The organism is Aggregatibacter kilianii, from assembly GCF_003129965.1.
GTDB lineage: Bacteria > Pseudomonadota > Gammaproteobacteria > Enterobacterales > Pasteurellaceae > Aggregatibacter > Aggregatibacter kilianii_A.
This window is the reverse complement of record NZ_NRCJ01000005.1, coordinates 94,882-118,708: the sequence shown is the minus strand read 5'-3', so window position 1 is coordinate 118,708 and position 23,827 is coordinate 94,882. Positions and strand designations below refer to the sequence as shown.

The following is a 23,827-nucleotide window of genomic DNA, read 5'->3' as shown; positions in this document are numbered from 1 at the left end:
TCATATTATCTATTCAATGACCATAATCACTGGAATCAGTGCAGTGCAAAGCTTAATCTAAGTTGCACTTAAAGCAAAGCGGGAAATGCTGTTTTTGCGGAAAATCTCGCGTTATTGGTCAATTTTTACACAAATATTCGAAATTCCCACCTCTCGTAACTCGTTTTTTAAATCCGAAATCAGCGCCACATCATGCCTTTCCGCCTCTTTCAACGCACGATAAATCTGCCATTGAACATCCAATTCCTGCTGAATTTCTTCCGTTTCCTTTAATTCCGATTCGGATAATTCGCGACCGTTTTGTTCCACCAACAAATCCGCTACGGTTTGCAGAGAGAGTTGGCTCAATTTCACCGCCTGGGTTAAGGAATCACCGGCAATAATCGTATGCAACACTTCGGATAAGGCTTCACAGGCATCCAGCGCCGGCACCACGCCATAAAAATCGTAGTCGTTCACATCAGGAATGATGTTTTCCAATTTTTCCAGCTGATTCTCAAAATTAATTTTCGCCTCTTTAACGGTTAAATATTCCCACACCAAATTCAGCACACTGTGATACACCTTGGCGTGTTGCGGTTGCTCGGTAATTTGGCAGAACAGCTGATAATTGGGATACATTCGCTCGCACAAACACGTCATAAAGGTCATGTGTTGCCAGGTAGCTAAATTTTCTAAGCGTTTTTGAATGGGATTTCGCATACTATTTTCACCGCACTTTAGATTAAAGATGATAAGGTTTGGACAGCCGATGTACGGCGTCCACCAATACTTTCGGGCTTTCCGGCGGTACATCCTGATGAATGCCATGCCCGAGATTAAACACATGGCCACTGCCTGCCCCAAACGCTGCCAAAATCGACCACACTTCGTCTTCAATACGACCCGCCGACGCATATAGCACGCTCGGATCCATGTTGCCTTGCAGCGCCACTTTGTGCCCGACACGACGACGCGCCTCGCCAATATCCACCGTCCAGTCCAAACCCACCGCATCACAACCGGTGTCGGCAATGGCTTCCAACCACAAGCCGCCGCCTTTGGTAAATAACGTCACCGGCACGCGGCGCCCATCATGCTCACGCAGCAAACCGTCCACGATTTTGTGCATATAACGCAACGAAAACTCTGCATAATCCTTATGCGCCAACACGCCGCCCCAAGTGTCGAACACCATCACCGCCTGTGCACCCGCCTTAATTTGCGCGTTCAAATACAAAATCACGCTGTCGGCAAGTTTATCCAGCAATGCGTGTAATAAGTGCGGTTCGCTGTACAACATTTTTTTGATTTTGGTAAAAGCTTTGGAGGAACCGCCCTCCACCATATACGTCGCCAATGTCCACGGACTACCGGAAAAACCGATAAGCGGCACGTCGCCTTTTAATTCACGGCGAATGGTACGCACCGCATTCATGACATATTGCAGTTCTTGTTCCGGATCAGGAATAGGCAAATTTTCCACCGCACTTTTGCTGTCAATCACCCGTTCGAATTTCGGCCCTTCACCCGCGCCAAAACGCAAGCCTAAACCCATGGCGTCAGGAATGGTGAGAATGTCGGAAAATAAAATCGCCGCGTCCAGCTCATAACGGCGCAACGGCTGTAATGTGACCTCGCACGCCAAGTCCGCATTACGGCACAAGGACATAAAATCGCCCGCCTGCGCACGAGTGGCTTTGTATTCCGGCAAATAGCGCCCCGCCTGACGCATCATCCAAACGGGCGTCATATCGACAGGTTGACGCAAAAGGGCTCTTAAATAGCGATCGTTTTTTAATGTGGTCATAAAGCCTCGTTAGTTATTTTTCTCTTGTTGACATAATGCCAGTGTGGTTTCAATCAATTTACGCGCGATGGTGCCGTGAGGCGGCAATTCCGGCAACGGCTGATCACAATCAAACCACTGCGCATCATAGATTTCTTCCCGTTGGATATGAATTTCACCTTCCGCATAATCAGCTAAAAAACCCACCATTTGTGAATTTGGAAATGCCCAGGGTTGGCTGCCGAAATAACGTAAATTTTTCACTTTAATTTGAGTTTCTTCCCAAATTTCACGGTGAACCGCTGCCTCAAAGGTTTCACCGGCTTCCACAAAACCCGCCAAGGTAGTGTAAATACCGCCTTTGTGGCGCATATGATTTGCCAGCAGAATTTGTGACCCGCGTCGCACGGCGACAATAATAGAAGGGCAAATCACGGGATATGTCCGAAAACCGCAAGACTGACATTGCACCGCCCATTCATCTTGGGTTTGTTCGGTTTTGCCACCGCACTTGCCGCAAAATCGGTGGGTTTGGTAAAAATGATTCAACTCCACGCCGCGAGCGAGCAAATTAAACTGTTCCTGCGGCAACGGCAATTGATCGCGCAAAGAAAAATATTCGCGATTATCGTTCGTTTGCGTTTCCACGAGATATAACGGTTGCCCCGACCATTCGCCGATAAGCATGGCACACAGCCCGGTTAAACCGAACTCGGCTGCGCTGCCGAAAGGAAGATTGCCGTCAACGAGATGTATCGTTGAACCTTGCGTGAAAAGCCAAAAGCCCTTGTCTTCAGGCTGAATTGATTTCATTTTAGATACCTGTTTGAATACATGAAAAACACGGAAATTTTGCACCGTACTTTTTGAGATAAGCGTGAAAAAAGTGCGGTCATTATAGAGGGTATTTTTTCATTTAGCGAATAATGCCCACAAAAAACCCGAGACTTAGCTCGGGTTTTTATTAACGGGAATCTTATTCCGCGTGATCGTCTTCTTCCACCATGTTTAACATTTCGGTTAAACTGGCTGACGCATCGTCGGAGGTCATCACGAATTCGGAAGCGATTTCTTCTTCATCCGCCGCCGATAATCTTACCGGCACCTCTTCATCAGCAATCACAGCCGGGTTTTTGTGACGGTTTTGGTGATACGCAAAACCGGTACCCGCCGGGATCAAGCGACCCACAATGACGTTTTCTTTCAAGCCGCGTAATTCATCGCGTTTACCTGCAACCGCCGCTTCCGTTAACACACGAGTGGTTTCTTGGAAGGATGCCGCAGAGATGAAGGATTCGGTTGCCAAGGAGGCTTTGGTGATACCCAATAATTCGCGCTCATATTCAACCGGCGGTTTGCCTTCTGCTTCGCGTTTGCGGTTAACGATTTTCACACGCGCCACTTCCACTTGTTCCCCTTCGAGGAATTCGGAGTCGTAGGCTTTGGTGACGATGGCTTTACGCAACATTTGACGTACGATGACTTCGATGTGCTTATCGTTAATTTTCACCCCTTGTAAGCGGTAAACTTCCTGCACTTCGTTCACGATGTATTCGGTCACCGCGTGTACGCCGCGTAAACGTAAGATGTCATGTGGCGTTTCCGCACCGTCGGAGATTAAATCACCGCGTTGTACCATTTCACCTTCGAATACGTTCAATTGACGCCATTTCGGAATCATTTCTTCGTACACTTCGCCTTCTGCCGGCGTAATCAATAAACGACGTTTACCTTTGGTTTCTTTACCGAAAGAGACGATACCGGAAATTTCCGCCAAGATAGCAGGTTCTTTCGGTTTACGCGCTTCGAACAAGTCTGCCACGCGCGGAAGACCACCGGTAATATCCTTGGTTCCCACGGATTCTTGCGGAATACGCGCTAACGGGTCACCCACATGCACTTCCGCGCCGTCGTCTAAGGTCACGATAGCTTTACTTGGTAAGAAGTATTGCGCCGCCACGTCAGTGCCCGGTACCAATACATCGTTGCCTTTGTCATCCACCAATTTGATTGCCGGACGCAAATCTTTACCCGCTGTCGCACGTTCACCCACGTCTTGCACCACGATGGAAGAAAGACCGGTTAGTTCGTCGGTTTGACGGGTAACGGTTAAACCGTCCACGATGTCCACGAATTTCACAAAACCGCCCACTTCGGAGATAACCGGCATCGTATGCGGATCCCAGTTAGCGATGGTTTCACCGGCATTCACCTCTTGGTGATCGCCTTTGCTTAAAATGGCACCGTAAGGCACTTTATAGTGTTCTTTGGTACGACCGAACGTATCGACCACGGTTAATTCCGTATTACGAGACGTTAATACCAACTTGCCTTCATTATTGGTGACGAATTTCGCATTGGCTAAACGCAACGTACCGTTGTTTTTCACTTGGACGCTGGATTCTTTCGCTGCCGCAGATGCCGCACCACCGATGTGGAAGGTACGCATGGTTAACTGTGTACCCGGCTCACCGATAGATTGCGCGGCGATAACCCCCACGGCTTCACCTTGGTTAATCAGGTGACCACGTGCCAAGTCACGACCGTAACATTTCGCACAGACACCGAAGTCGGTGTTACAGGTTACTACGGAGCGTACTTTTACGCTGTCCACAGAGTTTTCGTCCAACACATCACACAGTTTTTCGTCAAGTAAGGTATTACGTGGAATTAAGACTTCTTCCGTACCCGGTTTTAAGATGTCTTCTGCCGCCACACGACCTAAAACAAGTTCACGTAGAGGCACTTTTTCATCGCCGCCTTCGATTAACGGGGTCATCACGATACCTTCGTGCGTACCACAGTCATCTTCCACGATCACCAAGTCTTGCGCCACGTCAACCAAACGACGGGTTAAGTAACCGGAGTTTGCGGTTTTCAACGCAGTATCCGCCAAACCTTTACGCGCACCGTGGGTAGAAATAAAGTATTGTAAAACGTTCAAACCTTCACGGAAGTTCGCGGTGATCGGGGTCTCGATAATGGAACCGTCCGGACGCGCCATCAAACCACGCATACCCGCTAACTGACGAATCTGTGCCGCAGAACCACGCGCACCGGAATCCGCCATCATAAAGATGCTGTTGAAAGACGCTTGTTTTTCCGGTTTACCTTCACGGTTGATCACTTCTTCCGTAGAAAGGTTTTCCATCATGGCTTTGGCAACACGTTCGTTAGCCGCCGCCCAAATATCGATCACTTTGTTATAGCGTTCGCCCGCAGTCACAAGACCGGATTGGAATTGTTCCTGAATTTCGGCAACTTCTTCTTCTGCTGCGGAAATAATTTCGTATTTCTTCGCCGGAATTTCCATATCGTCGATACCCACGGAGGAACCGGAACGCGCCGCATAAGCGAAACCGGTGTACATAATATGGTCGGCGAACATGACGCTGGCTTTTAAGCCCAAACGACGATAGCTTTCGTTAATCAGCTTGGAAATCGCTTTTTTGCCGAGAGTTTGGTTAAACAGGCTAAACGGCATACCTTTCGGTGCGATCATCCATAAGATGGCGCGACCGATAGTGGTGTCGGTTAACGTGGTTTTCGGCTCAAACTCACCGGCTTCGTTTTTCACATATTCGATAATACGTACTTTCACGCGGGAATGTAATTCCGCCTGACCGGTACGATAGGCTTTTTCCGCTTCGCGAGGATCTTGCAATAACATGCCTTCGCCTTTGCCGTTCACTTTTTCGCGGGTCATGTAGTAAAGCCCTAACACCACGTCTTGTGACGGAACGATAATCGGATCGCCGTTCGCCGGAGAAAGAATGTTGTTGGTGGACATCATTAACGCGCGCGCTTCTAATTGCGCTTCTAACGTTAACGGCACGTGTACCGCCATTTGGTCACCATCGAAGTCCGCGTTGAACGCCGCACAAACAAGTGGGTGTAATTGAATCGCTTTACCTTCGATTAAGATCGGTTCAAAGGCTTGGATACCCAAACGGTGAAGTGTCGGCGCACGGTTCAATAGAATCGGGTGTTCGCGAATAACTTCTGCAAGAATATCCCAAACGATAGCGTCTTCACGTTCCACCATTTTCTTCGCCGCTTTAATAGTGGTTGCATAACCACGGCTTTCTAATTTCGCGTAGATAAACGGACGGAATAATTCCAATGCCATTTTCTTCGGCAAACCACATTGGTGTAAGTGTAAATATGGACCTACGGTGATTACAGAACGACCGGAGTAATCCACACGTTTACCAAGTAAGTTTTGACGGAAACGACCTTGTTTACCTTTAATCATATCCGCTAATGATTTTAATGGACGACGGTTAGAACCGGTGATTGCACGACCGCGACGACCGTTATCTAATAAGGCATCCACAGATTCTTGTAACATACGTTTTTCGTTGCGCACGATAATATCCGGCGCGATTAAATCTAATAAACGTTTTAAACGGTTGTTACGGTTGATTACGCGACGATATAAATCGTTCAAATCTGAAGTCGCAAAACGACCGCCATCAAGCGGCACTAACGGACGTAAATCCGGCGGAAGCACCGGTAATACAGTCATTACCATCCATTCCGGTTTGTTGCCGGATTGTAAGAAAGCTTCCAATAATTTTAAGCGCTTGGTGATTTTCTTACGTTTGGTTTCGGAATTGGTTTCTTGTAATTCTTCGCGTAAATTTTCGCATTCCGCTTCCAAATCGATACCGCGCAACAAGGCTTGGATCGCTTCCGCACCCATTTTGGCATCGAACTCATCCTGCCAACGGTCTTCCGCATCAAGATATTGTTCTTCGGTTAACAACTGACCGCGTTCAAGATCGGTCATGCCCGGTTCGATCACAATGTAAGATTCGAAATAAAGCACGCGCTCAATGTCACGCAACGGCATATCTAATAATAAACCGATACGGGACGGCAGGGATTTTAAGAACCAGATATGGGCTACCGGTGAAGCAAGCTCGATATGACCCATACGCTCACGACGCACTTTGGTTTGGGTCACTTCAACGCCACATTTCTCACAAATCACGCCACGGTGTTTTAAGCGTTTGTACTTACCGCACAAACATTCGTAATCTTTTACCGGTCCGAAAATACGGGCACAGAAAAGACCGTCACGTTCCGGTTTAAAGGTACGATAGTTGATTGTTTCAGGCTTTTTAACTTCACCGTATGACCAAGAACGGATCATGTCAGGTGAGGCTAAACCGATTTTAATCACATCAAAATCTTCAGCGGTTTTTGATTGTGCTTTTAAAAACTTAACTAAGTCTTTCACAGATTTGCTCCTGTCGGAGTTAAACTTATTCAAGTGCGGTCGTTTTTCAAAACGTTTTTAAAATCGACCGCACTTGGGCTCAATTAGGGGTCAATACCCTGACTTATTCTTCGTCCAAGTCGATGTTGATACCAAGTGAACGGATTTCTTTCATGATTACATTGAAAGATTCCGGTGTGCCCGGATCCATTTGTTGGTTGCCGCTGACGATGTTTTTATACATCTTCGTACGACCGTTCACGTCATCGGATTTCACGGTTAACATTTCTTGTAAGGTATAAGCCGCACCATAAGCTTCAAGTGCCCACACCTCCATCTCACCGAAACGTTGACCACCGAATTGTGCCTTACCGCCCAACGGTTGTTGGGTAACAAGGCTATAAGAACCGGTTGAACGCGCGTGCATTTTGTCATCGACCAAGTGGTTCAATTTGAGCATGTACATGTAACCAACGGTTACCGGACGCTCGAATTTTTCACCTGTGCGACCGTCATAAAGGGTAATTTGACCTGAAGTCGGTAAACCACCAAGCTCTAATAAGCCTTTGATTTCTTTTTCATGTGCTCCGTCAAATACCGGTGTGGCAATCGGCAAGCCTTTACGTAAGTTTTGCGCCAAACGCATGACTTCTTCATCGGTAAAGGTGCTGAGATCCACTTTTTGTGAACCGCCGCCAAGGTCATAGGCTTTTTGCATGTATTCACGCAATTTCGCGATAGATTGTTGCTGTTTGATCATCGCGTTAATTTGATCGCCGATGCCTTTCGCCGCCAAACCTAAGTGCGTTTCTAAGATCTGACCGATATTCATACGGGACGGAACGCCTAGCGGGTTCAATACGATTTCGACAGGTTGACCGTTTTCATCGTATGGCATGTCTTCCACAGGGTTAATTTTGGAGATAACCCCTTTGTTACCGTGACGACCCGCCATCTTATCACCCGGTTGAATTTGACGTTTCACCGCAAGATACACTTTAACCACTTTCAACACGCCCGGTGCCAAATCGTCGCCTTGGATAATCTTGTTGCGTTGAACTTCCAATTTACGTTCAAATTCTTTGCGTAATTCTTCGTGCTGTTCCGCCAACTGCTCTAATTGGTGTTGTTTTTCTTCGTTATCTAAGGTTTGTTCCAACCATTTAGTGCGGTCTAATTTATCCAAGGATTTCGCATCGAAACCGCCGGATAACAACAGATTGCGGACGCGCATAAACAAGCCGGCTTCCAAGATCTCGAACTCTTCGCTCAAGTCTTTTTTCGCTTGTTTTAATTGCATTTCTTCGATTTCTAACGCACGTTTATCTTTTTCCACGCCGTCGCGGGTAAATACTTGTACGTCGATAACCGTACCGGAAACGCTGTTTGGTACGCGTAAAGAAGAGTCTTTCACGTCAGACGCTTTTTCACCGAAGATGGCACGTAACAATTTTTCTTCCGGGGTTAATTGCGTTTCACCTTTCGGTGTCACTTTACCCACCAGAATATCGCCGCCTTTCACTTCTGCACCGATATACACGATACCGGATTCGTCCAATTTGCTTAATGCCGCTTCACCCACGTTAGGAATATCGGCGGTAATTTCTTCCGCGCCTAATTTGGTATCACGCGCCACACAAGAAAGCTCTTGAATGTGAATAGTCGTGAAACGATCTTGTTGCACTACGCGCTCGGAAACTAACATGGAGTCTTCGAAGTTATAACCATTCCATGGCATGAACGCCACGCGAATGTTTTGACCGAGCGCCAATTCACCTAAGTCGGTGGAAGGACCGTCTGCCAGGATTTCACCACGTTCAACCGGATCACCTAATTCCACACAAGGGATTTGGTTGATACAGGTATTTTGGTTAGAACGGGTATATTTGATCAGGTTATAAATATCAATACCGGCTTCACCCGCAACGGTTTCGTCTTCGTTGACTTTCACCACGATACGGGAAGCATCTACATATTGAATCGTACCGCCGCGTTTTGCCACGACCGCCACGCCGGAGTCAAGGGCAACCGCTTTTTCAATACCGGTCCCCACTAACGGTTTGTCCGCACGCAATGTCGGCACCGCTTGACGTTGCATGTTCGCGCCCATCAAAGCGCGGTTCGCATCGTCATGTTCCAAGAACGGAATCAATGCCGCCGCAACAGACACCACTTGTTGGGTGGAAACGTCCATATAGTGAATTTCTTCAGGTTTATAAAGACCTGATTCACCGTGTTCGCCACGACAGGTAACAAACGCATCGGTAAAGCGGAAATCTTCATCAAGATTGGAGTTCGCCTGTGCGATAACATATTTACCTTCTTCAATAGCGGATAAATATTCGATTTCTTCGGTAACCTGACCGTTTACCACTTTACGATACGGGGTTTCTAAGAAACCGTAGTCATTAGTACGCGCATAAACAGAAAGGGAGTTGATCAAACCGATGTTCGGACCTTCAGGGGTTTCAATCGGACACACGCGACCATAGTGAGTAGCGTGTACGTCACGCACTTCAAAGCCGGCGCGTTCACGCGTCAAGCCGCCCGGACCCAATGCGGAAATACGACGTTTGTGCGTCACTTCCGATAACGGGTTGTTTTGGTCCATAAATTGAGAAAGCTGGGATGAACCGAAGAATTCTTTTACCGCCGCAGAAATCGGTTTCGCATTGATCAGATCTTGCGGGGTAACCGCTTCTAAATCCCCTAAAGATAAGCGTTCTTTCACCGCACGTTCAACACGCACCAAGCCGATACGGAATTGGTTTTCCGCCATTTCACCCACAGAGCGGATACGACGGTTACCCAAGTGGTCGATGTCATCCACTTCACCACGACCGTTACGGATATCGATCAATTTCTTCATCACGCTGACGATATCTTCATTGCTTAACGTACCGATGCCGGTGGTTTCTTCAATACCTAAAGAGCGGTTGAATTTCATGCGACCTACCGCAGATAAATCATAACGGTCGGAAGAGAAGAATAAATTATCAAATAAAGCTTCTGCCGCTTCTTTTGTCGGTGGCTCGCCCGGACGCATCATGCGGTAAATTTCTACCAAGGCGCTTAAACGATCGTTAGACGGATCAACACGCAAGGTTTCGGAAATATAAGGACCGTAGTCAAGATCGTTGGTAAACAGCGTTTCAAGGGTGGTATAACCCGCTTGTGTCAATTTCGCCAACAATTCAAGGGAAAGCTCCATATTCGCCGGGCAAATCAATTCGCCGGTTTCTAAATCCACATAATCTTTAGCGGCGACCTTACCGATAATATATTCGGTCGGCACTTCCACTTGCGTGACTTTATCTTTTTCCAATGCCTTAATATGGCGTGCCGTAATACGACGACCGCGCTCTACATACACTTTACCGTTCGCTTCAATATCAAACGCAGCGGTTTCACCACGTAAACGCTCCGGCACTAAGGTCATTAGTAATTTGTTATCTTTAATTTCAAAAGCGATTTTATCAAAGAAAAGATCTAAGATTTGTTCGGTAGTGTAACCTAACGCACGCAAAATAATGGTTGCCGGCAATTTACGACGACGGTCGATACGCGCATATAAGTTATCTTTCGGATCAAATTCAAAATCTAACCATGAACCACGGTAAGGAATAATACGTGCGTTATACAGCACTTTACCGGAAGAATGGGTTTTGCCTTTATCGCTATCAAAGAATACACCCGGGCTACGGTGTAATTGCGACACGATAACACGCTCGGTACCGTTAATCACGAAAGTACCGTTATCGGTCATCAATGGGATTTCACCCATGTAAACTTCTTGTTCTTTAATATCTTTGATGGTGCCCGGCGCAGCGTCTTTGTCATAACTGACCAAACGTAATTTCACACGTAACGGTGCAGCATAAGTGGTACCGCGAATTTGACATTCACGTACATCAAATACCGGCTCGCCTAATTGATAGCTGACATATTGTAATTCGGTATTCCCGTTTGTGCTGACAATCGGAAATACGGAGCGGAAAGCGGCTTCTAAGCCTTGTTGTCCATCAGGATCTCTTTTAATAAATTTTTCAAAAGAATCGATCTGGATAGTTAATAAATAAGGAATATTGAGAACTTGCGGACGTTTGCCGAAGCCTTTACGAATTCGTTTTTTCTCGGTATAGGAGTAAACCATAGGGTTCCTCTGCTTGCTGTTCAGTGACCCACAATCAACACACAATAATTTGGGCAAATATTGGTGATAATGTATTAGATACCGTTTTAGATGACCGCACTATGAACCTTACTTCTTGAGTGGGTGACTCAAATTAACATGCTTGATTTAATTTGAGGAAACAAAAGTAATCAAACGGCAAATTTACTTCTGTTTTTGATAGCACAAAATGGCTGATGGTTACCCACCAGCCATTTAGCCTGAGAAACAGGACGAAATCGAATCAAAATTATTTGATTTCTACTTTCGCGCCAGCTTCTTCTAATTCTTTCTTAAGTGCTTCTGCTTCTGCTTTAGCGATGCCTTCTTTCAATACAGCCGGTGCAGATTCAACTAAGTCTTTAGCTTCTTTTAAGCCTAAACCGGTTGCACCACGTACTGCTTTGATTACCGCTACTTTGTTAGCGCCTGCTTCAGCAAGAACTACGTCGAATTCAGTTTTTTCTTCTGCTGCCGCTGCTGCGCCACCTGCCGGAGCTGCAGCTACTGCTGCCGCTGCTGAAACACCGAATTTTTCTTCCATCGCTGTGATTAATTCAACGATTTCAGTTACAGATTTAGAAGCAATCGCTTCAATGATTTGTTCGTTAGTTAATGACATAACAATCAATTCCTAAAATAAATAAAGTTAAACGAGTTAAGAAGTATCTGCTTAAAATTAAGCTGCTTCTTGTAATTTGTCGCGTAATGCCGCAAGAGTGCGAACAAGTTTGCCTGCCGCAGCTTCTTTCATTGTGCCCATTAAACGTGCAATTGCTTCGTCGTAAGTCGGTAATGTTGCTAAGAATTCAACATCTTGGATCTTACCTTCAAAGGCTGCACCTTTAAGTTCAAACTTATCGTTTGCTTTCGCGAATTCTTTGAACAAACGTGCCGCAGCACCAGGATGTTCGTTAGAGAATGCGATAAGTGTCGGACCGGTAAATGTGTCTTTCAAACACTCGAATTCAGTACCTTCTACCGCACGACGTAATAAAGTATTACGTACAACGCGCATAGAAACACCGGCTTCGCGTGCAGATTTACGCAATTCGGTCATTTTATCTACAGTAACACCACGGGAATCCGCGATCACAGCAGAAAGGGCACCTTTGGCTGCTTCATTTACTTCGGCAACAATTGCTTGTTTGTCTTGAAGATTTAATGCCATTGGCTGATAGCTCCTGAATACACTCCGATTTCTCGGAATTTAAATACCTAATATCAACAACATATTAGGACGAATTCGGTGCACAGAAGCAAGAAGATTCTTATTCTGTTCACCATCTACGTAGGATAATTAAGATTGCTCCCCTACGGTCTTGGACGGGGCTTGAATAAGGTCAAGCACCAACCAGAAATGCTAAACCGCAAATAAACTGCGGTCTAAAAAGGACGCAAATTATAACGATCGAAACGACATTTGTAAAGCCTGACGACAAAAAATCATCTGTTCAACCGAAATAAACGCCGTAAAAAATAACCGCACTTTTAAAAGTGCGGTCATATTTCATTGTATTTCTACGGTTTACAGTGAAGCTTGATCGATTGCAACACCGGCACCCATTGTGGTAGAAAGGCTCACTTTCTTGATAAAGATACCTTTAGAGGTTGCAGGTTTCGCTTTAGTTAAAGCGGCTAACAACGCTTGAAGGTTTTCTTTTAATTGCTCTTCGGAGAAGTTCGCTTTACCGATAGTGGTGTGGATGATACCGTTTTTGTCGTTACGATAACGGATCTGACCGGATTTAGCGTTTTTTACTGCTTCAGCAACGTTTGGTGTTACGGTACCTACTTTCGGGTTTGGCATTAAGCCGCGTGGACCTAATACTTGACCTAATTGACCAACAACACGCATTGCATCTGGAGAAGCGATAACAACATCAAAGTTCATTTCGCCTTTTTTCACTTGCTCTGCTAAATCTTCCATACCCACTAAATCAGCACCTGCTGCTTTAGCTGCATCTGCGTTTGCACCTTGGGTGAACACAGCTACACGAACTTCACGACCAGTACCGTGTGGTAATACAGTTGCACCACGTACGTTTTGGTCTGATTTACGCGGGTCGATACCCAAGTTTACTGCAACGTCAACGCTTTCAACAAATTTAGCGGTCGCGAATTGTTTTAATACCGCGATTGCTTCGTTGATTTCGTATGCTTTGGTAGAATCTACGCCAGCTTTGATTGCTTTCATTTTTTTAGTCAATTTAGCCATCGTATTATTCCTCCACCACTAAGCCCATAGAGCGAGCAGTACCAGCGATTGATTTCATTTTCGTTTCGACAGTCGCACCAGTCATATCAGCTGCTTTCGTTTCAGCGATTTGACGGATTTGATCTAAAGTTACTTTACCCACTTTATCCTTGTTCGGTTTACCGGAACCGGATTTGATACCTGCAGCTTTTTTCAATAAAACTGCTGCCGGTGGTGTTTTAGTAACGAAAGTGAATGAACGGTCCGCATAAACGGTGATAACAACCGGAATCGGTAAACCTTTTTCTAAGCTCTCGGTACGAGCGTTGAATGCTTTACAGAACTCCATGATGTTCACACCTTGTTGACCTAATGCAGGACCAACCGGTGGTGATGGGTTTGCCATACCGGCTGCGACTTGCAGCTTAACGTAGGCTTGGACTTTTTTTGCCATTTTAGTTTCCTCTGAATGGGTAATAACGCTATTGCTAGCTCCCCTGTTGTTAAAAAGGGTTGCATTCTAAACAAACGCAACCGGTTTTTCAAGTAAAAACACCGGGAAAACCAACCGCACTTTTAAAAAGTGCGGTGGAAAATTCTTGCATTTTTACTAGCTATTCTTTTCTACCTGACCGAACTCAAGTTCAACCGGCGTCGCACGACCGAAAATAGACACGGAGACTTTTAAACGGCCTTTTTCGTAATCGATTTCTTCCACCGTACCGTTGAAGTCCATAAACGGACCTTCGGTCACGCGTACTTCTTCGCCCGGTTGGAAAGTAGTTCTTGGTTTCGGTTTGTCGCTGTTTTGTTCCAAGCGATTTAAAATGATATCCGCCTCACGATTGCTAATCGGCGCCGGTTTATCCGGTGTGCCGCCGATAAAGCCCATCACGCGTGGCACGCTACGCACCAAATGCCAAGTGTCGTCGTTCATTTCCATTTGCACCAACACATAGCCCGGAAAATATTTGCGCTCGCTTTTACGACGTTTACCTGCCACATTTTCCACGACTTCTTCCGTCGGCACTAACACTTCGCCGAACTGTTCTTCCATATTGTGAAGTTTAATGTACTCACGCAATGTGGTTGCCACGCGCGCTTCAAAACCGGAGAACGCCTGCAACACATACCAACGTTTTTTATTTGCGGTTTCGCTCATTTTAGAATCTCCAGTCGGTTAAAAAGGTAATAATGCTGACGATAATTGAGTCTAATCCCCAAAGAATCAAGGACACAAACACCGTTACGCCAACCACCATCAATGTGGTTTGAGTCGCTTCAGGACGGGTTGGCCAGACGATTTTACGTAATTCGGTACGGGAATCTTTAAAGAAGCCAAGGAATTTTCTGCCTTGGTTGGTAGTCGCTGCGACACCTAAAGAAACCAATAACAACACAACCACCGCCACAACGCGGATCGGAGTGGAATATTGATCTTGGAAATAGATATTACCAAACGCGGCAGCTGCAATAATCACAATTGTCAGCAGCCATAAAAAAATGTTTAACCCCTTAGACTTTTCAACGGGAGCCTCAGGCGCATTTTTCTTTTTCTCAATGTCTAATGCCATAAAAATTTATCCATTATGTAACTTTAAAAACAGGGATCCTTTTTCGAACGCAGGATTATAGCAGTTAATTTTGCAGTTTCATAATTAAAATTGTGCATTTGCTCACGTGCAAGCAGGAAAAGCGTCGTGTGATTTTAAATCAACGTATTATCGTCATTTCACTTCTTTTTCTATATGAAAAATAAAGAATCATCATTGCGCCTGTAAAATATGCGAAATATTCATGGAAAAAATGCATAAAAATCAGTAAAGTGCACCCATTTCAGCCACCACCTTCTTTTTTCGGAAATAATATGGACATTCTCCTTATCACCGCTATCTGGTTTTTAGCCCTCCTCGCCCTCTGCGGTTGGAGTTGGGAAGCATGGGCTAATCGCCATAAAGCCAAAAACGAACGCTCGCATTTCGCACGTAACGCCGGTCTGATTCTCGTACCAACCGCCGTGATAATCACCGTAGGCATTTGGGCGTACTTGGAGTTTGTCGTTGACCCGACACCACCGGAGCCTGACGGCAAAACCTTAATGAGCGCGCCGGTTTCCTATCGGACAATCACGGCGGAGGATACAAACTATCTGGAAGGCATTTCAAACTTGCCCTTAAATGCAAAAATAGCTTATGTACTAGATCCGCTCAACCCGATGGCAGTAGATTCATCAAAAATCCATGCCTATTTTTCATGGGGCGACTTCACCTTGAACTACCTACAAATCAATAACGATCGGCTCGCCATTAACCCGCTTGCGAATAAAGGTGCAGCACTTGATACTTCCCCTGCCATGCCTGCCACGCTCACACTAAACGAACAGCCCTGCGAAACCCAAGGGGAATTTTTATTTTTGCGCACAGGCAAACCTAAACCGACAATGCATTACGAGGATTTCACCCTGTTAAGTTGCGACGTCAAAGGCGGAGACATCATCACGCCACAAATGACACTGAAAGCAGAACATCGCCGTTATCAAAACCGTAGATTAGATGATCCAAGTCGATGGAAAAACGGGTTGCATGAATATTTAAAACAAACCTTGCCCGATACTTGGGAAAATACCGCCGAATGGGTCGAACCACAGCTTATCATCCAATCGGATGAACAGGGAATCCGTTTCGCCCCAACGGCATTTTTCACTGATTCACAACAAAAAGTTCAAGCCGTTAGCCTACGTTATATCTCGGAATATTCGCCTAAATTGCATCTGGGCAGATGTAGCTACGATAGCAGTACGGAAATTTATCTCACCCACCTGGAAAAAGATATCGCCCAATGGCACTTTTCCGACCCGTTTAACCCTAATGCAATTGATAAAACCTGTGAAATGCAAGTGTTGTCATATCGCTTTATAAAAGAGGCGAAGTAAAAGTGTGGTGAAAAATTTCATCATTTTTGTTCCTTAATAATAGTCATACCCCATTGGGTATCAAGTTAGACAGCCTCAAAGGGGGCTAAATTATGCCTAACCTAGGGTAATTTGTTTACCCTATGCAGAAAATTACGCCTTCACCGCTTTTTGAATATCCGCCGAGATCATTTTCGGCGCAAATTCACGAATTTCGTATTCTGCTAAATCGGGATAATAGCAATCTTCTTGCAGAATTTTTTGTAATTCTTCACGGCTTTCGGTTTCCGCAAAAATCGCACCTTCATGTTTGTCTGTGTCAGTATAGGGGCCGAGCATTAAGAAATTACCGGCTTGAAAATGTTTTTTGAACTGTAATGGTTCAAAATCCTGCAACACAGCGAAAAAGGTGCAGGTAGTGATTACGTTTTTATTGGAGAAGGCGAAGGAACGCGGGTATATTTAACCCGTTGTTACCCTTTATTTGATAAAAAGTGCGGTCAAAATTCACCGCACTTTTTTATTCTTCAAGCCAACGAAACGCTCTGCGTAATTCTTCCGTGCCGTTGCTTTCGTAACAACGTCCGTGGGCGAGGATGATTTTCTCCGGTTGCCATGCCAACATCGTTGCCAAACATTGGCGGGCACCGGATTTATCCTTAAAGGTCGCGCGCCAATCGACGGGGGCTTTGCCGTCCGGATCGGCAATGCCGGCGAATTGCATAATGTGTGCCCAAAAACAACTGTGAAACTTCTTCGTTTCAAAATTTTCGATGAGATCCGCAACAATCAACGTTCGGGTAGCGTAATGAAAAAACACGCTTTCCTGCATCACTGAGCTACCTTTAAAGGTAAGCTGCCCCAGATCTTTCGCCCATTGTGGCGGGGCGTGATCGGTTAAATCCGCATCAAAATTTACGTCAATCTGTTGTGAGACGGCGCGTTCACGCACACCCTCGCTCGCCCAAGCGGTCGCCTGCGGATAAATTTTTTTCCACGCGGCAATATGCGCATAATGAATTTTATTCGGCGACACAAGGTGACGGACTTCACCCAGCGCATTTATTTCCGCCAATAACGACGGCATTGGCGTAATGGGCGAATGACACCACAAGCCGCCGTCACGCAAACGTACGATTGTCATACGCGTACTAAAGGGGATTTGAATACCAAGCGGGAAACGCATGTGAATTATATCGCCGTCGGCAATCCAAATATTCTCGGCAACGGGCTTCAGCGTATGTAGCGGGCGGTACAGATAAATTTTATCGGTCATGTTGCTCTCCTCTAAAAAACGCGCCAAAAACCCACCGCACTTTTACCACAACTGGTACAACGCAATAATCAGCGGCATGGTGAACATGCAAAGTAGCGTCGTCACACCGTAGATGGCACTGGCTTTTTGCGGGTTGTTGCCGAAAATCAACGCCATTTGGGTAACGGTCGCAGCGGCGGGGCTGGTAGTGGCAAGGAAGCTAATCAGGGCGATGGTTTCGCCGTTTTCCACCCAACCGGCGAAGCCGCAAAGTTTGATCACCACCAGCAGGAAAAGCGGGATCAGCAACAAACGTAAAAACGTTACTAAATAAATACGTTTGGAGGAAACTATGCTACGCAACGGGATGGCGGCGATCAGCATGCCGGCAATCAGCATGGCGTTCGGTCCGATAAACATTCCCACAGAAGACAAGGTGCCGTTAATCATCGCGGGCAGCTTAATCTGAAAAGCGAACATCGCCACGCCGATCATAATGGACCAGATGTTGATATTTGTCAGCATGGTTTTCAGCGTCAGATTGCCTTTGCCGACAATAATCATGCGGCAGTGCGTCCAGAACAAGAACGTTTGCACGACGATAAAACAGGTGGCGTAAATCACCCATTCTTTGCCGAACAACGCCATCACAAGGGGAATAATCAGATTACCCGAATTGGAGTAAATGGAGGCGGCGTGTTCGATAGGATCCAGTTTCAAGGTTCGTTTCAGCAATGCACCGATAGCGATAAGCATGACGTGCAAAAACACCGCCATACCAAGCGACAACATCAACCCCTCCAGAATTTCCGGCGTGTAATCAATCTGAAACGCCTCAATCATCACTGCCGGGCTGATAATATACAAGCCGATGATAGACAACGGTTTGCTGTCCTCCGATTTGAGCAATTTCGCCTTCACCAAACCGTAGCCCATTAATACGATCAGGGTCAGTTCAATGATTTTAGTGCCGAGGATGAGTGCGATGTCCATGAGTTTCTTCGTAAAAAATAATTAAAAATCACACCGCACTTTGGCGGTAAACATACCCCTCACCTTGCGGAATAAATTCAAACAAGTGGGTAATGCAATTCGGTGCGTCCTGTTCCTGATGAGAAACGAAGAGCAGTTGGGTCTCGCTATTGTTCACCAGTTGCTCAATGAAATGTTTCACCAGTTTGCGGTTCATGCCGTCCAAGCCTTGTAGCGGTTCGTCCAGAATCAAAATCGGCGGGTGTTTCACCATGGCGCGGGTAATCAGCAACAAACGTTGTTGCCCCCAGGAAAGGGAACGAAACGGGCGATTAGCGAGGTTTGCCATGTTCAGTCGGGTCAGCCATTGCAGGGCTTTAATGCGCAACGCGCCGGGCACAGACTGATATACGCCGATACTGTCGAAAAAGCCCGACAAAATCACCTCCAGCGCGGAACAATTGACCCGATAATCCATGTGCAGCTGACTGCTTACATAACCGATATGACGTTTAATCTCCCAAATGGTTTCGCCGGAGCCGCGCTGCCTGCCGAACAACACCACATGATTGGCGTAAGATTGCGGATGATCGCCGCAAATAACCGACAATAACGTAGATTTCCCCGCACCGTTCGGGCCTTTAATCCACCAATGTTGCTTTGGTGCCACCGTCCAGCTTAACTTATCCAAAATCACTTTATCTCCATATCGAACGGTCACGTTTTTTAGCTCAAAAGGATTTTGATTTGGCGCCAATTTTATCGGCGGCGCGGCGCTTTCCGGCAATGGCACATCAACGTTTTGTTCTGCATACTGTAATTGTTGGAACAGGCTTTGCGCTTCAATTTCCGCCCGTTCGCCTTGTAAAATCAACTGATTGTTATCCAGCAACGCCAGATGATCGGCGGAAGGCGGAATATCGGAAAAACGGTTTACGATCAGCACCAACGCCATGTTTTCATTGAGCTGTTGTAACAATTGCTGCCAATCCTGCACCGATTGATGATCCAACCCTTCAAAAGGTTCATCCAGAATCAACAATTCCGGTTCGGCAACCAACGCCTGCGCCAACAGAACCTTGCGGCTTTCGCCGGTGGAAAGCAACATAAACGGACGCTCCAGTAACGGCGTAATATGCAACTGCGCCGCGTAAGATTCACATAACGCGGCTTTATCGCTACCGTTCAAAATGGTTTGTCGCGCGGTTTTTCCAAAATCGTCGGGGCTCACCGCGTCATTGTTGCGGTCTTTGAAGGTCTGTTCCAAAATTCGCTGTTGCAGTTCAAAAGATAACAACCGAATGCCGTTAAAATCGCAATGATACTCGCCCGACTCAAGCGGCAACGCCCCCTGTAACGCCAACGAAAACGCCGTTTTACCGCTGCCGTTGCTGCCCATCACAACCCAATAATCCCGCGCCTTCACACAAAAGTGCGGTAGATTTAGCAAGCGTTTTTCATGCAACAGAAATTGTGCGTTTTCAATATTCAGCTGAGCCATTGTGATTCCTTTTATTTACCGCAGGCGGAAAGCACCACAGAACAATTTCCGCCATGCGCATTACATTGTTGCAAGGCTTTCTGTTCCGCTTTTTCCGGGTCTCGATAGTCGGCTTGCGCGGCGGCATAAATGTGAGGTTGTTGCCCGACGGCGAGTGTCACACAAGCGTGATTGCCGGAAACCACAATGCGGCAATCTTGCGTGTTGTCATCGTTTGATGCCTGCACGCATCCCTGCAATGCCGCATTTTCCGCCGCTTTGGACATACCATTATCGCCGTAGCCAAAAGCACCGCTTTGCGGATTATAAGCAATCACGCTCCAATACATGGGGAAGTCTAATTTAGGCGGTTGCGGCGGATAAAAACGGTCCTCTTTTGCATAGCTAAACAGGCTCCACAACATTGCGATCATCACCATGAACTTGCGCATATTTTTACTCCTCACTCATTGTGTTACGGCACATACAACACCTCCAAATCCTGCTGCGGTAGGAAATCTTTTTCCTGCACTTGGAAGTCCGCTTTGCATTCTGATGGTTAAGACAAAAGATTTTTTCATATTGGCTCTCAAAAATAAGAAAGGATGATTAACGGGGAAAATCATAGCAGGAATCGGTAGGATTGGGGATAAAAAGTGCGGTCGGTTTTGAAAACGTTTTTTAAATCCACCGCACTTTCGACCTTATGATGATTTAGTTGGCGCGCGTCTCCTGACGCGTGCCTTATACGCACCATCAAATATGTCTTTTTAAATCTTGCTTTTTGCCCAATCCACCGCCGTTTCAATGGCTTTTCGGGCTTGTGGGCTGTTTCGCCAGCAGGTAGAGCCGGTGATTTCGGCACCGCGTTGGAGAATAAAATCCGGGCTGGTGGCAGCCAGTATTTTGACGTCATTCAACCCCATTTCCTCCAAACGCGTTAAGATAGTTGTGCCGATACCTTTTTGCGACAGCAGATCGCGTTTTTCGGATTCGCTAAATGGCATATTGTTTTCCTTGCAGGATAAAAAGTGCGGTCGGTTTTGAAAGCGTTTTTTAAATCCACCGCACTTTTGTCTTTATGATGGTTCAAGCGTCCACGCTTGGATCAAAGAGCACCTGCGTGGACTCATGATAGCGCACGCTTCCCAGCGTGTGCTGTAACCTATTGATAAAAAGTCACGCGTTAGGAAACGCGCGCCATCAAAAAGAGAACTGATGGGTTAGCAAACCCATCCTACATTTTAAGCTTCCGCTTTCGGTTTGATTATCGCGTAAACCACGCCGGTCACTACCGAGCCGATAGCAATAGCGCCGAGGTACATGAGCGGTTGGGAAACGAACGGAATCACGAATAAACCACCGTGCGGCGCTTGTAACGCAATGCCGAAGCTCATGGAAATCGCCCCGGCGGTAGCACCACCGAGGACACTACTGATAATTACGCGTAGCGGATCTGCCGCCACGAACGGTAATGCACCTTCGGAGATGAAGCACAAACCGAGTACGAAAGAGGCTTTGCCCGCGTCACGTTGGTTAGCGGTGAATTTGTTACGCGCTAACCAAGTAGCGATTGCCATGCCGATTGGCGGTACCATACCCGCTGCCATAGCGGCTGCCATCGGCGTATGCACTTGCGATGCCAACATCCCCACGGAGAAGGTATAAGCCGCTTTGTTCACCGGGCCGCCCATGTCGATACACATCATGGTGCCGATAATCACGCCGAGCACCATAGCGTTGATATCGCCCATGGATTTCAGCCAGTCGCTCAAGGCGGTCATGATTTTCGCCACCGGCGGGTTGATGAGGTAAACCATGGCGAGACCCACAATGAGCGCGCCGAGTAACGGTAAAATCAAAATCGGTTTTAAGGAAGTCAAACTTGGCGGTAATTTAATGGCGTTGTTCAAGCCTTTCACCACATAACCGGCAAGGAAACCGGCGATAATCCCACCCAAAATCCCGGCACCCGCCGTGGTGGCAAGCATACCGCCGATTAAGCCCACCGCAAGCCCCGGACGGTCAGCGATAGAAAACGCCACATAACCCGCAAACACCGCGATCATTAAGTGGAACGCCGCGCCGCCGCCGATGTCCATTAAGGCTTTCGGCAAGCCGCCGGCGATGGTTTCGTCTTTGAACGCCTCAATGCCGAACATGAAGGAAATGGCGATAAGCAAACCGCCCGCCACCACTAACGGCAACATATGCGATACACCGGTCATCAGGTGTTTGTATACGCCTTTCTTCTCACCGCTTTCCTCCGCTTTCACGGCTGTAGCGCCGCCTTCATATACCTTGGCTTCTTTGAAGGCTTTGTCAAATTCCTGCGCGGTTTTCTTCAACGCAAGCCCGGTGGATGTGCGGTACATCAGTTTGCCTTTGAATTTATCCAGCGGCACATCAATATCCGCCGCGACAAATACCAAATCTGCCGCCGCCACTTCTTCCGGCGTAATTTCATTGCCGGCGCCCACTTGCCCGCGGGTTTCCACCTTCACCTGCCAGCCTTGTTGTTTAGCGTAGGTTTCGATGGCTTCGGCGGACATGAAGGTATGCGCCACGCCTGTCGGGCAGGCGGTCACCGCCACGATGTTTTTCATTTTATTGCTAGAAACGACCGCACTTTCTGTCGGCTGAACATAATCCTGCGCTTGTGCAACGGCGGTTTCTAACAGCGTTTCAGGGGCGTTAAAGTGTTCGTCGATATTTGCCAAAAACACTTTCTTACCATTGAATTTAGCATTGTTCGGCAGCTGATCGCCTAGCACGATCACTAGCTCTGCCGCCTCGGCGTTATCCACGATTTGATGTTGGGTCGCCGCCGCGCTGAACATTTGGCGCAGTAAAAAGGCTTTTGCGTTGCCGAAATTGGCGGATGGAGTGAAATAAATATGCATAAAATTATCCCTCAATGACAGTGATTTTGACATTGTTTAAAATCGGCTCGAGTAGCGTGCGGTCAGAAATGCCCACGTTACTTTGCGATACGGCGAAAGCCGACACGGCACTGGCGAAAGCCAAGGTTTCCTGTTGTGAAAGCCCGTTAATTAAGCCGTAAATCAAGCCCGCGACCATGGAATCGCCCGCGCCCACGGTGCTCACCACATTTTCACATTTCGGCGGCTGCGCCTGCACGATGGCGGAATCGCTCAACCATAATGAACCGTTGGCGCCCATGGAAATAATCACGTTGACGATGCCTTGCGCTTTCAGTTTTTTCGCCGCCGCAACGATGTCGTCCAAGGTCGGCAACGCGTGACCAATCCAAGCTTCCAGTTCGCGATGATTTGGTTTCACCAACCAAGGTTGCGCGGTTAAACCGGCGGTCAATGCCGCGTTGCTGCTATCCAGCACCACTTTCACGCCCGCTTGATGTAGCTGTGTTAACCAGTGCGCGAATAATTCCGGCGTTACGCCGCGAGGCAAGCTGCCGCATACGGCGACGATGTCGAAGGCTTTGCAGTAAGCCAGAGAATCCGCCACGAATTGTTGCCAAGCGCTTTCGCTGATTTCATAGCCTAAGAAATTCAAATCCGTTACGTCCGCTTCCGTTTCGGTGATTTTCACGTTAATACGGGTTTTGCCCGGCACGCGCTGGAATTTGTCTTGAAGCCCCAGTTTATCGAACAGGGTTTTGAAATCGCCTTGGTTGTCTTCGCCAAGAAAACCGCCCACGGTGACATCCACGCCCAAATCGTTTAACACTTTCGCCACGTTAATGCCTTTGCCCGCCGGGAATAAACCGAGGGTTTCCACGGTGTTGACTTCGCCCAATTCGATACGTTTTAAACGCCCGACCAAATCATAGGCGGCGTTTAAGGTGATGGTTGCTACTTTTGCCAT

At 47.0% G+C, this 23,827-nt stretch carries 21 protein-coding genes; 1 reads left to right on the top strand and 20 read right to left on the bottom strand.

The features are described from left to right. Nucleotides 1-111: 111 nt before the first annotated feature. The 11 genes from DK430_RS04970 to secE form a co-directional block, all read right to left on the bottom strand. Nucleotides 112-702, bottom strand: coding sequence for a YjaG family protein (locus DK430_RS04970; protein ID WP_109078004.1), 591 nt, complete (start codon nt 700-702; stop codon nt 112-114). Between the two features lie 22 nt (nt 703-724). Then, the gene (gene hemE, locus DK430_RS04965) at nt 725-1,789 is read right to left on the bottom strand and encodes a uroporphyrinogen decarboxylase (RefSeq protein WP_109078003.1); all 1,065 of its coding nucleotides are present in this window, start codon (nt 1,787-1,789) and stop codon (nt 725-727) included. A 9-nt stretch (nt 1,790-1,798) separates the two neighbouring features. Then, complete coding sequence (nudC, locus tag DK430_RS04960) at nt 1,799-2,581, bottom strand: NAD(+) diphosphatase (RefSeq protein ID WP_109078002.1); 783 nt, start codon at nt 2,579-2,581, stop codon at nt 1,799-1,801. Nucleotides 2,582-2,744: 163 nt separating this feature from the next. Then, entirely contained in the window at nt 2,745-7,013 is a 4,269-nt protein-coding gene (gene rpoC, locus DK430_RS04955; RefSeq protein ID WP_109078001.1) for a DNA-directed RNA polymerase subunit beta', read from the bottom strand. A 103-nt stretch (nt 7,014-7,116) separates the two neighbouring features. Next, nucleotides 7,117-11,145 (bottom strand): DNA-directed RNA polymerase subunit beta, encoded by a 4,029-nt coding sequence (gene rpoB / locus DK430_RS04950; protein ID WP_109078000.1) that lies wholly within the window; start codon nt 11,143-11,145, stop codon nt 7,117-7,119. Nucleotides 11,146-11,413: 268 nt separating this feature from the next. Continuing rightward, on the bottom strand, nt 11,414-11,785 hold the full coding sequence (rplL, locus tag DK430_RS04945) for a 50S ribosomal protein L7/L12 (RefSeq protein ID WP_005702046.1): 372 nt from the start codon (nt 11,783-11,785) through the stop codon (nt 11,414-11,416). A 57-nt stretch (nt 11,786-11,842) separates the two neighbouring features. After that, a complete protein-coding gene (gene rplJ, locus DK430_RS04940; RefSeq protein WP_109077999.1) occupies nt 11,843-12,334 on the bottom strand; it encodes a 50S ribosomal protein L10 in 492 nt (163 codons plus the stop codon). A 357-nt stretch (nt 12,335-12,691) separates the two neighbouring features. Further along, complete coding sequence (rplA, locus tag DK430_RS04935) at nt 12,692-13,381, bottom strand: 50S ribosomal protein L1 (protein ID WP_109077998.1); 690 nt, start codon at nt 13,379-13,381, stop codon at nt 12,692-12,694. A gap of 4 nt (nt 13,382-13,385) precedes the next feature. After that, nucleotides 13,386-13,814, bottom strand: a complete 429-nt coding sequence (rplK, locus tag DK430_RS04930; RefSeq protein WP_109077997.1) for a 50S ribosomal protein L11 — start codon at nt 13,812-13,814, stop codon at nt 13,386-13,388. Between the two features lie 156 nt (nt 13,815-13,970). Beyond that, nucleotides 13,971-14,522: a transcription termination/antitermination protein NusG gene (gene nusG, locus DK430_RS04925; RefSeq protein ID WP_109077996.1), complete on the bottom strand. Its 552-nt coding sequence runs from the start codon at nt 14,520-14,522 to the stop codon at nt 13,971-13,973. A gap of 1 nt (nt 14,523) precedes the next feature. Beyond that, nucleotides 14,524-14,934, bottom strand: coding sequence for a preprotein translocase subunit SecE (gene secE, locus DK430_RS04920; RefSeq protein ID WP_109077995.1), 411 nt, complete (start codon nt 14,932-14,934; stop codon nt 14,524-14,526). Between the two features lie 293 nt (nt 14,935-15,227). On the opposite strand from secE, the gene DK430_RS04915 reads away from it, so the two are divergent. After that, nucleotides 15,228-16,292 (top strand): hypothetical protein, encoded by a 1,065-nt coding sequence (locus tag DK430_RS04915; RefSeq protein WP_109077994.1) that lies wholly within the window; start codon nt 15,228-15,230, stop codon nt 16,290-16,292. Between the two features lie 132 nt (nt 16,293-16,424). Here DK430_RS04915 and DK430_RS04910 read toward each other — a convergent pair whose 3' ends face one another. From DK430_RS04910 to fruK, 9 genes are all read right to left on the bottom strand, one after another. Next, nucleotides 16,425-16,610: a YciI family protein gene (locus tag DK430_RS04910; RefSeq protein ID WP_109078060.1), complete on the bottom strand. Its 186-nt coding sequence runs from the start codon at nt 16,608-16,610 to the stop codon at nt 16,425-16,427. 181 nt (nt 16,611-16,791) lie between these two features. Further along, nucleotides 16,792-17,547, bottom strand: coding sequence for a DUF4336 domain-containing protein (locus DK430_RS04905; RefSeq protein ID WP_109077993.1), 756 nt, complete (start codon nt 17,545-17,547; stop codon nt 16,792-16,794). Between the two features lie 42 nt (nt 17,548-17,589). Continuing rightward, entirely contained in the window at nt 17,590-18,519 is a 930-nt protein-coding gene (locus tag DK430_RS04900; protein WP_109077992.1) for an AEC family transporter, read from the bottom strand. 28 nt (nt 18,520-18,547) lie between these two features. Further along, the gene (gene modF / locus DK430_RS04895) at nt 18,548-19,999 is read right to left on the bottom strand and encodes a molybdate ABC transporter ATP-binding protein ModF (protein ID WP_109077991.1); all 1,452 of its coding nucleotides are present in this window, start codon (nt 19,997-19,999) and stop codon (nt 18,548-18,550) included. A gap of 11 nt (nt 20,000-20,010) precedes the next feature. Then, a complete protein-coding gene (locus tag DK430_RS04890; RefSeq protein WP_109077990.1) occupies nt 20,011-20,430 on the bottom strand; it encodes a DUF4189 domain-containing protein in 420 nt (139 codons plus the stop codon). Between the two features lie 15 nt (nt 20,431-20,445). Beyond that, nucleotides 20,446-20,604, bottom strand: a complete 159-nt coding sequence (locus DK430_RS13155; RefSeq protein ID WP_162616806.1) for a hypothetical protein — start codon at nt 20,602-20,604, stop codon at nt 20,446-20,448. Between the two features lie 144 nt (nt 20,605-20,748). Beyond that, nucleotides 20,749-20,985: a recombinase RecA gene (locus tag DK430_RS04885; RefSeq protein ID WP_109077989.1), complete on the bottom strand. Its 237-nt coding sequence runs from the start codon at nt 20,983-20,985 to the stop codon at nt 20,749-20,751. A 237-nt stretch (nt 20,986-21,222) separates the two neighbouring features. Next, complete coding sequence (locus tag DK430_RS04880; protein ID WP_109077988.1) at nt 21,223-22,881, bottom strand: fructose-specific PTS transporter subunit EIIC; 1,659 nt, start codon at nt 22,879-22,881, stop codon at nt 21,223-21,225. A 4-nt stretch (nt 22,882-22,885) separates the two neighbouring features. Next, nucleotides 22,886-23,827 (bottom strand): 1-phosphofructokinase, encoded by a 942-nt coding sequence (fruK, locus tag DK430_RS04875; protein WP_109077987.1) that lies wholly within the window; start codon nt 23,825-23,827, stop codon nt 22,886-22,888.

Bases quoted from the DNA above. Each gene is read 5' to 3' on its own strand.
- rpoB (WP_109078000.1), bottom strand. From the start codon at position 11,145: ATGGTTTACTCCTATACCGAGAAAAAACGAATTCGTAAAGGCTTCGGC.
- nusG (WP_109077996.1), bottom strand. From the start codon at position 14,522: ATGAGCGAAACCGCAAATAAAAAACGTTGGTATGTGTTGCAGGCGTTC.
- fruK (WP_109077987.1), bottom strand. From the start codon at position 23,827: ATGGCAAAAGTAGCAACCATCACCTTAAACGCCGCCTATGATTTGGTC.
- hemE (WP_109078003.1), bottom strand. From the start codon at position 1,789: ATGACCACATTAAAAAACGATCGCTATTTAAGAGCCCTTTTGCGTCAA.
- rplK (WP_109077997.1), bottom strand. From the start codon at position 13,814: ATGGCAAAAAAAGTCCAAGCCTACGTTAAGCTGCAAGTCGCAGCCGGT.
- rplA (WP_109077998.1), bottom strand. From the start codon at position 13,381: ATGGCTAAATTGACTAAAAAAATGAAAGCAATCAAAGCTGGCGTAGAT.
- rplL (WP_005702046.1), bottom strand. From the start codon at position 11,785: ATGTCATTAACTAACGAACAAATCATTGAAGCGATTGCTTCTAAATCT.
- DK430_RS04890 (WP_109077990.1), bottom strand. From the start codon at position 20,430: ATGCGCAAGTTCATGGTGATGATCGCAATGTTGTGGAGCCTGTTTAGC.
- rplJ (WP_109077999.1), bottom strand. From the start codon at position 12,334: ATGGCATTAAATCTTCAAGACAAACAAGCAATTGTTGCCGAAGTAAAT.
- DK430_RS13155 (WP_162616806.1), bottom strand. From the start codon at position 20,604: ATGATTTTCCCCGTTAATCATCCTTTCTTATTTTTGAGAGCCAATATG.
- DK430_RS04905 (WP_109077993.1), bottom strand. From the start codon at position 17,547: ATGACCGATAAAATTTATCTGTACCGCCCGCTACATACGCTGAAGCCC.
- DK430_RS04885 (WP_109077989.1), bottom strand. From the start codon at position 20,985: ATGCCATTTAGCGAATCCGAAAAACGCGATCTGCTGTCGCAAAAAGGT.
- nudC (WP_109078002.1), bottom strand. From the start codon at position 2,581: ATGAAATCAATTCAGCCTGAAGACAAGGGCTTTTGGCTTTTCACGCAA.
- modF (WP_109077991.1), bottom strand. From the start codon at position 19,999: ATGGCTCAGCTGAATATTGAAAACGCACAATTTCTGTTGCATGAAAAA.
- DK430_RS04900 (WP_109077992.1), bottom strand. From the start codon at position 18,519: ATGGACATCGCACTCATCCTCGGCACTAAAATCATTGAACTGACCCTG.
- DK430_RS04910 (WP_109078060.1), bottom strand. From the start codon at position 16,610: ATGCTCGGCCCCTATACTGACACAGACAAACATGAAGGTGCGATTTTT.
- DK430_RS04915 (WP_109077994.1), top strand. From the start codon at position 15,228: ATGGACATTCTCCTTATCACCGCTATCTGGTTTTTAGCCCTCCTCGCC.
- DK430_RS04970 (WP_109078004.1), bottom strand. From the start codon at position 702: ATGCGAAATCCCATTCAAAAACGCTTAGAAAATTTAGCTACCTGGCAA.
- secE (WP_109077995.1), bottom strand. From the start codon at position 14,934: ATGGCATTAGACATTGAGAAAAAGAAAAATGCGCCTGAGGCTCCCGTT.
- DK430_RS04880 (WP_109077988.1), bottom strand. From the start codon at position 22,881: ATGCATATTTATTTCACTCCATCCGCCAATTTCGGCAACGCAAAAGCC.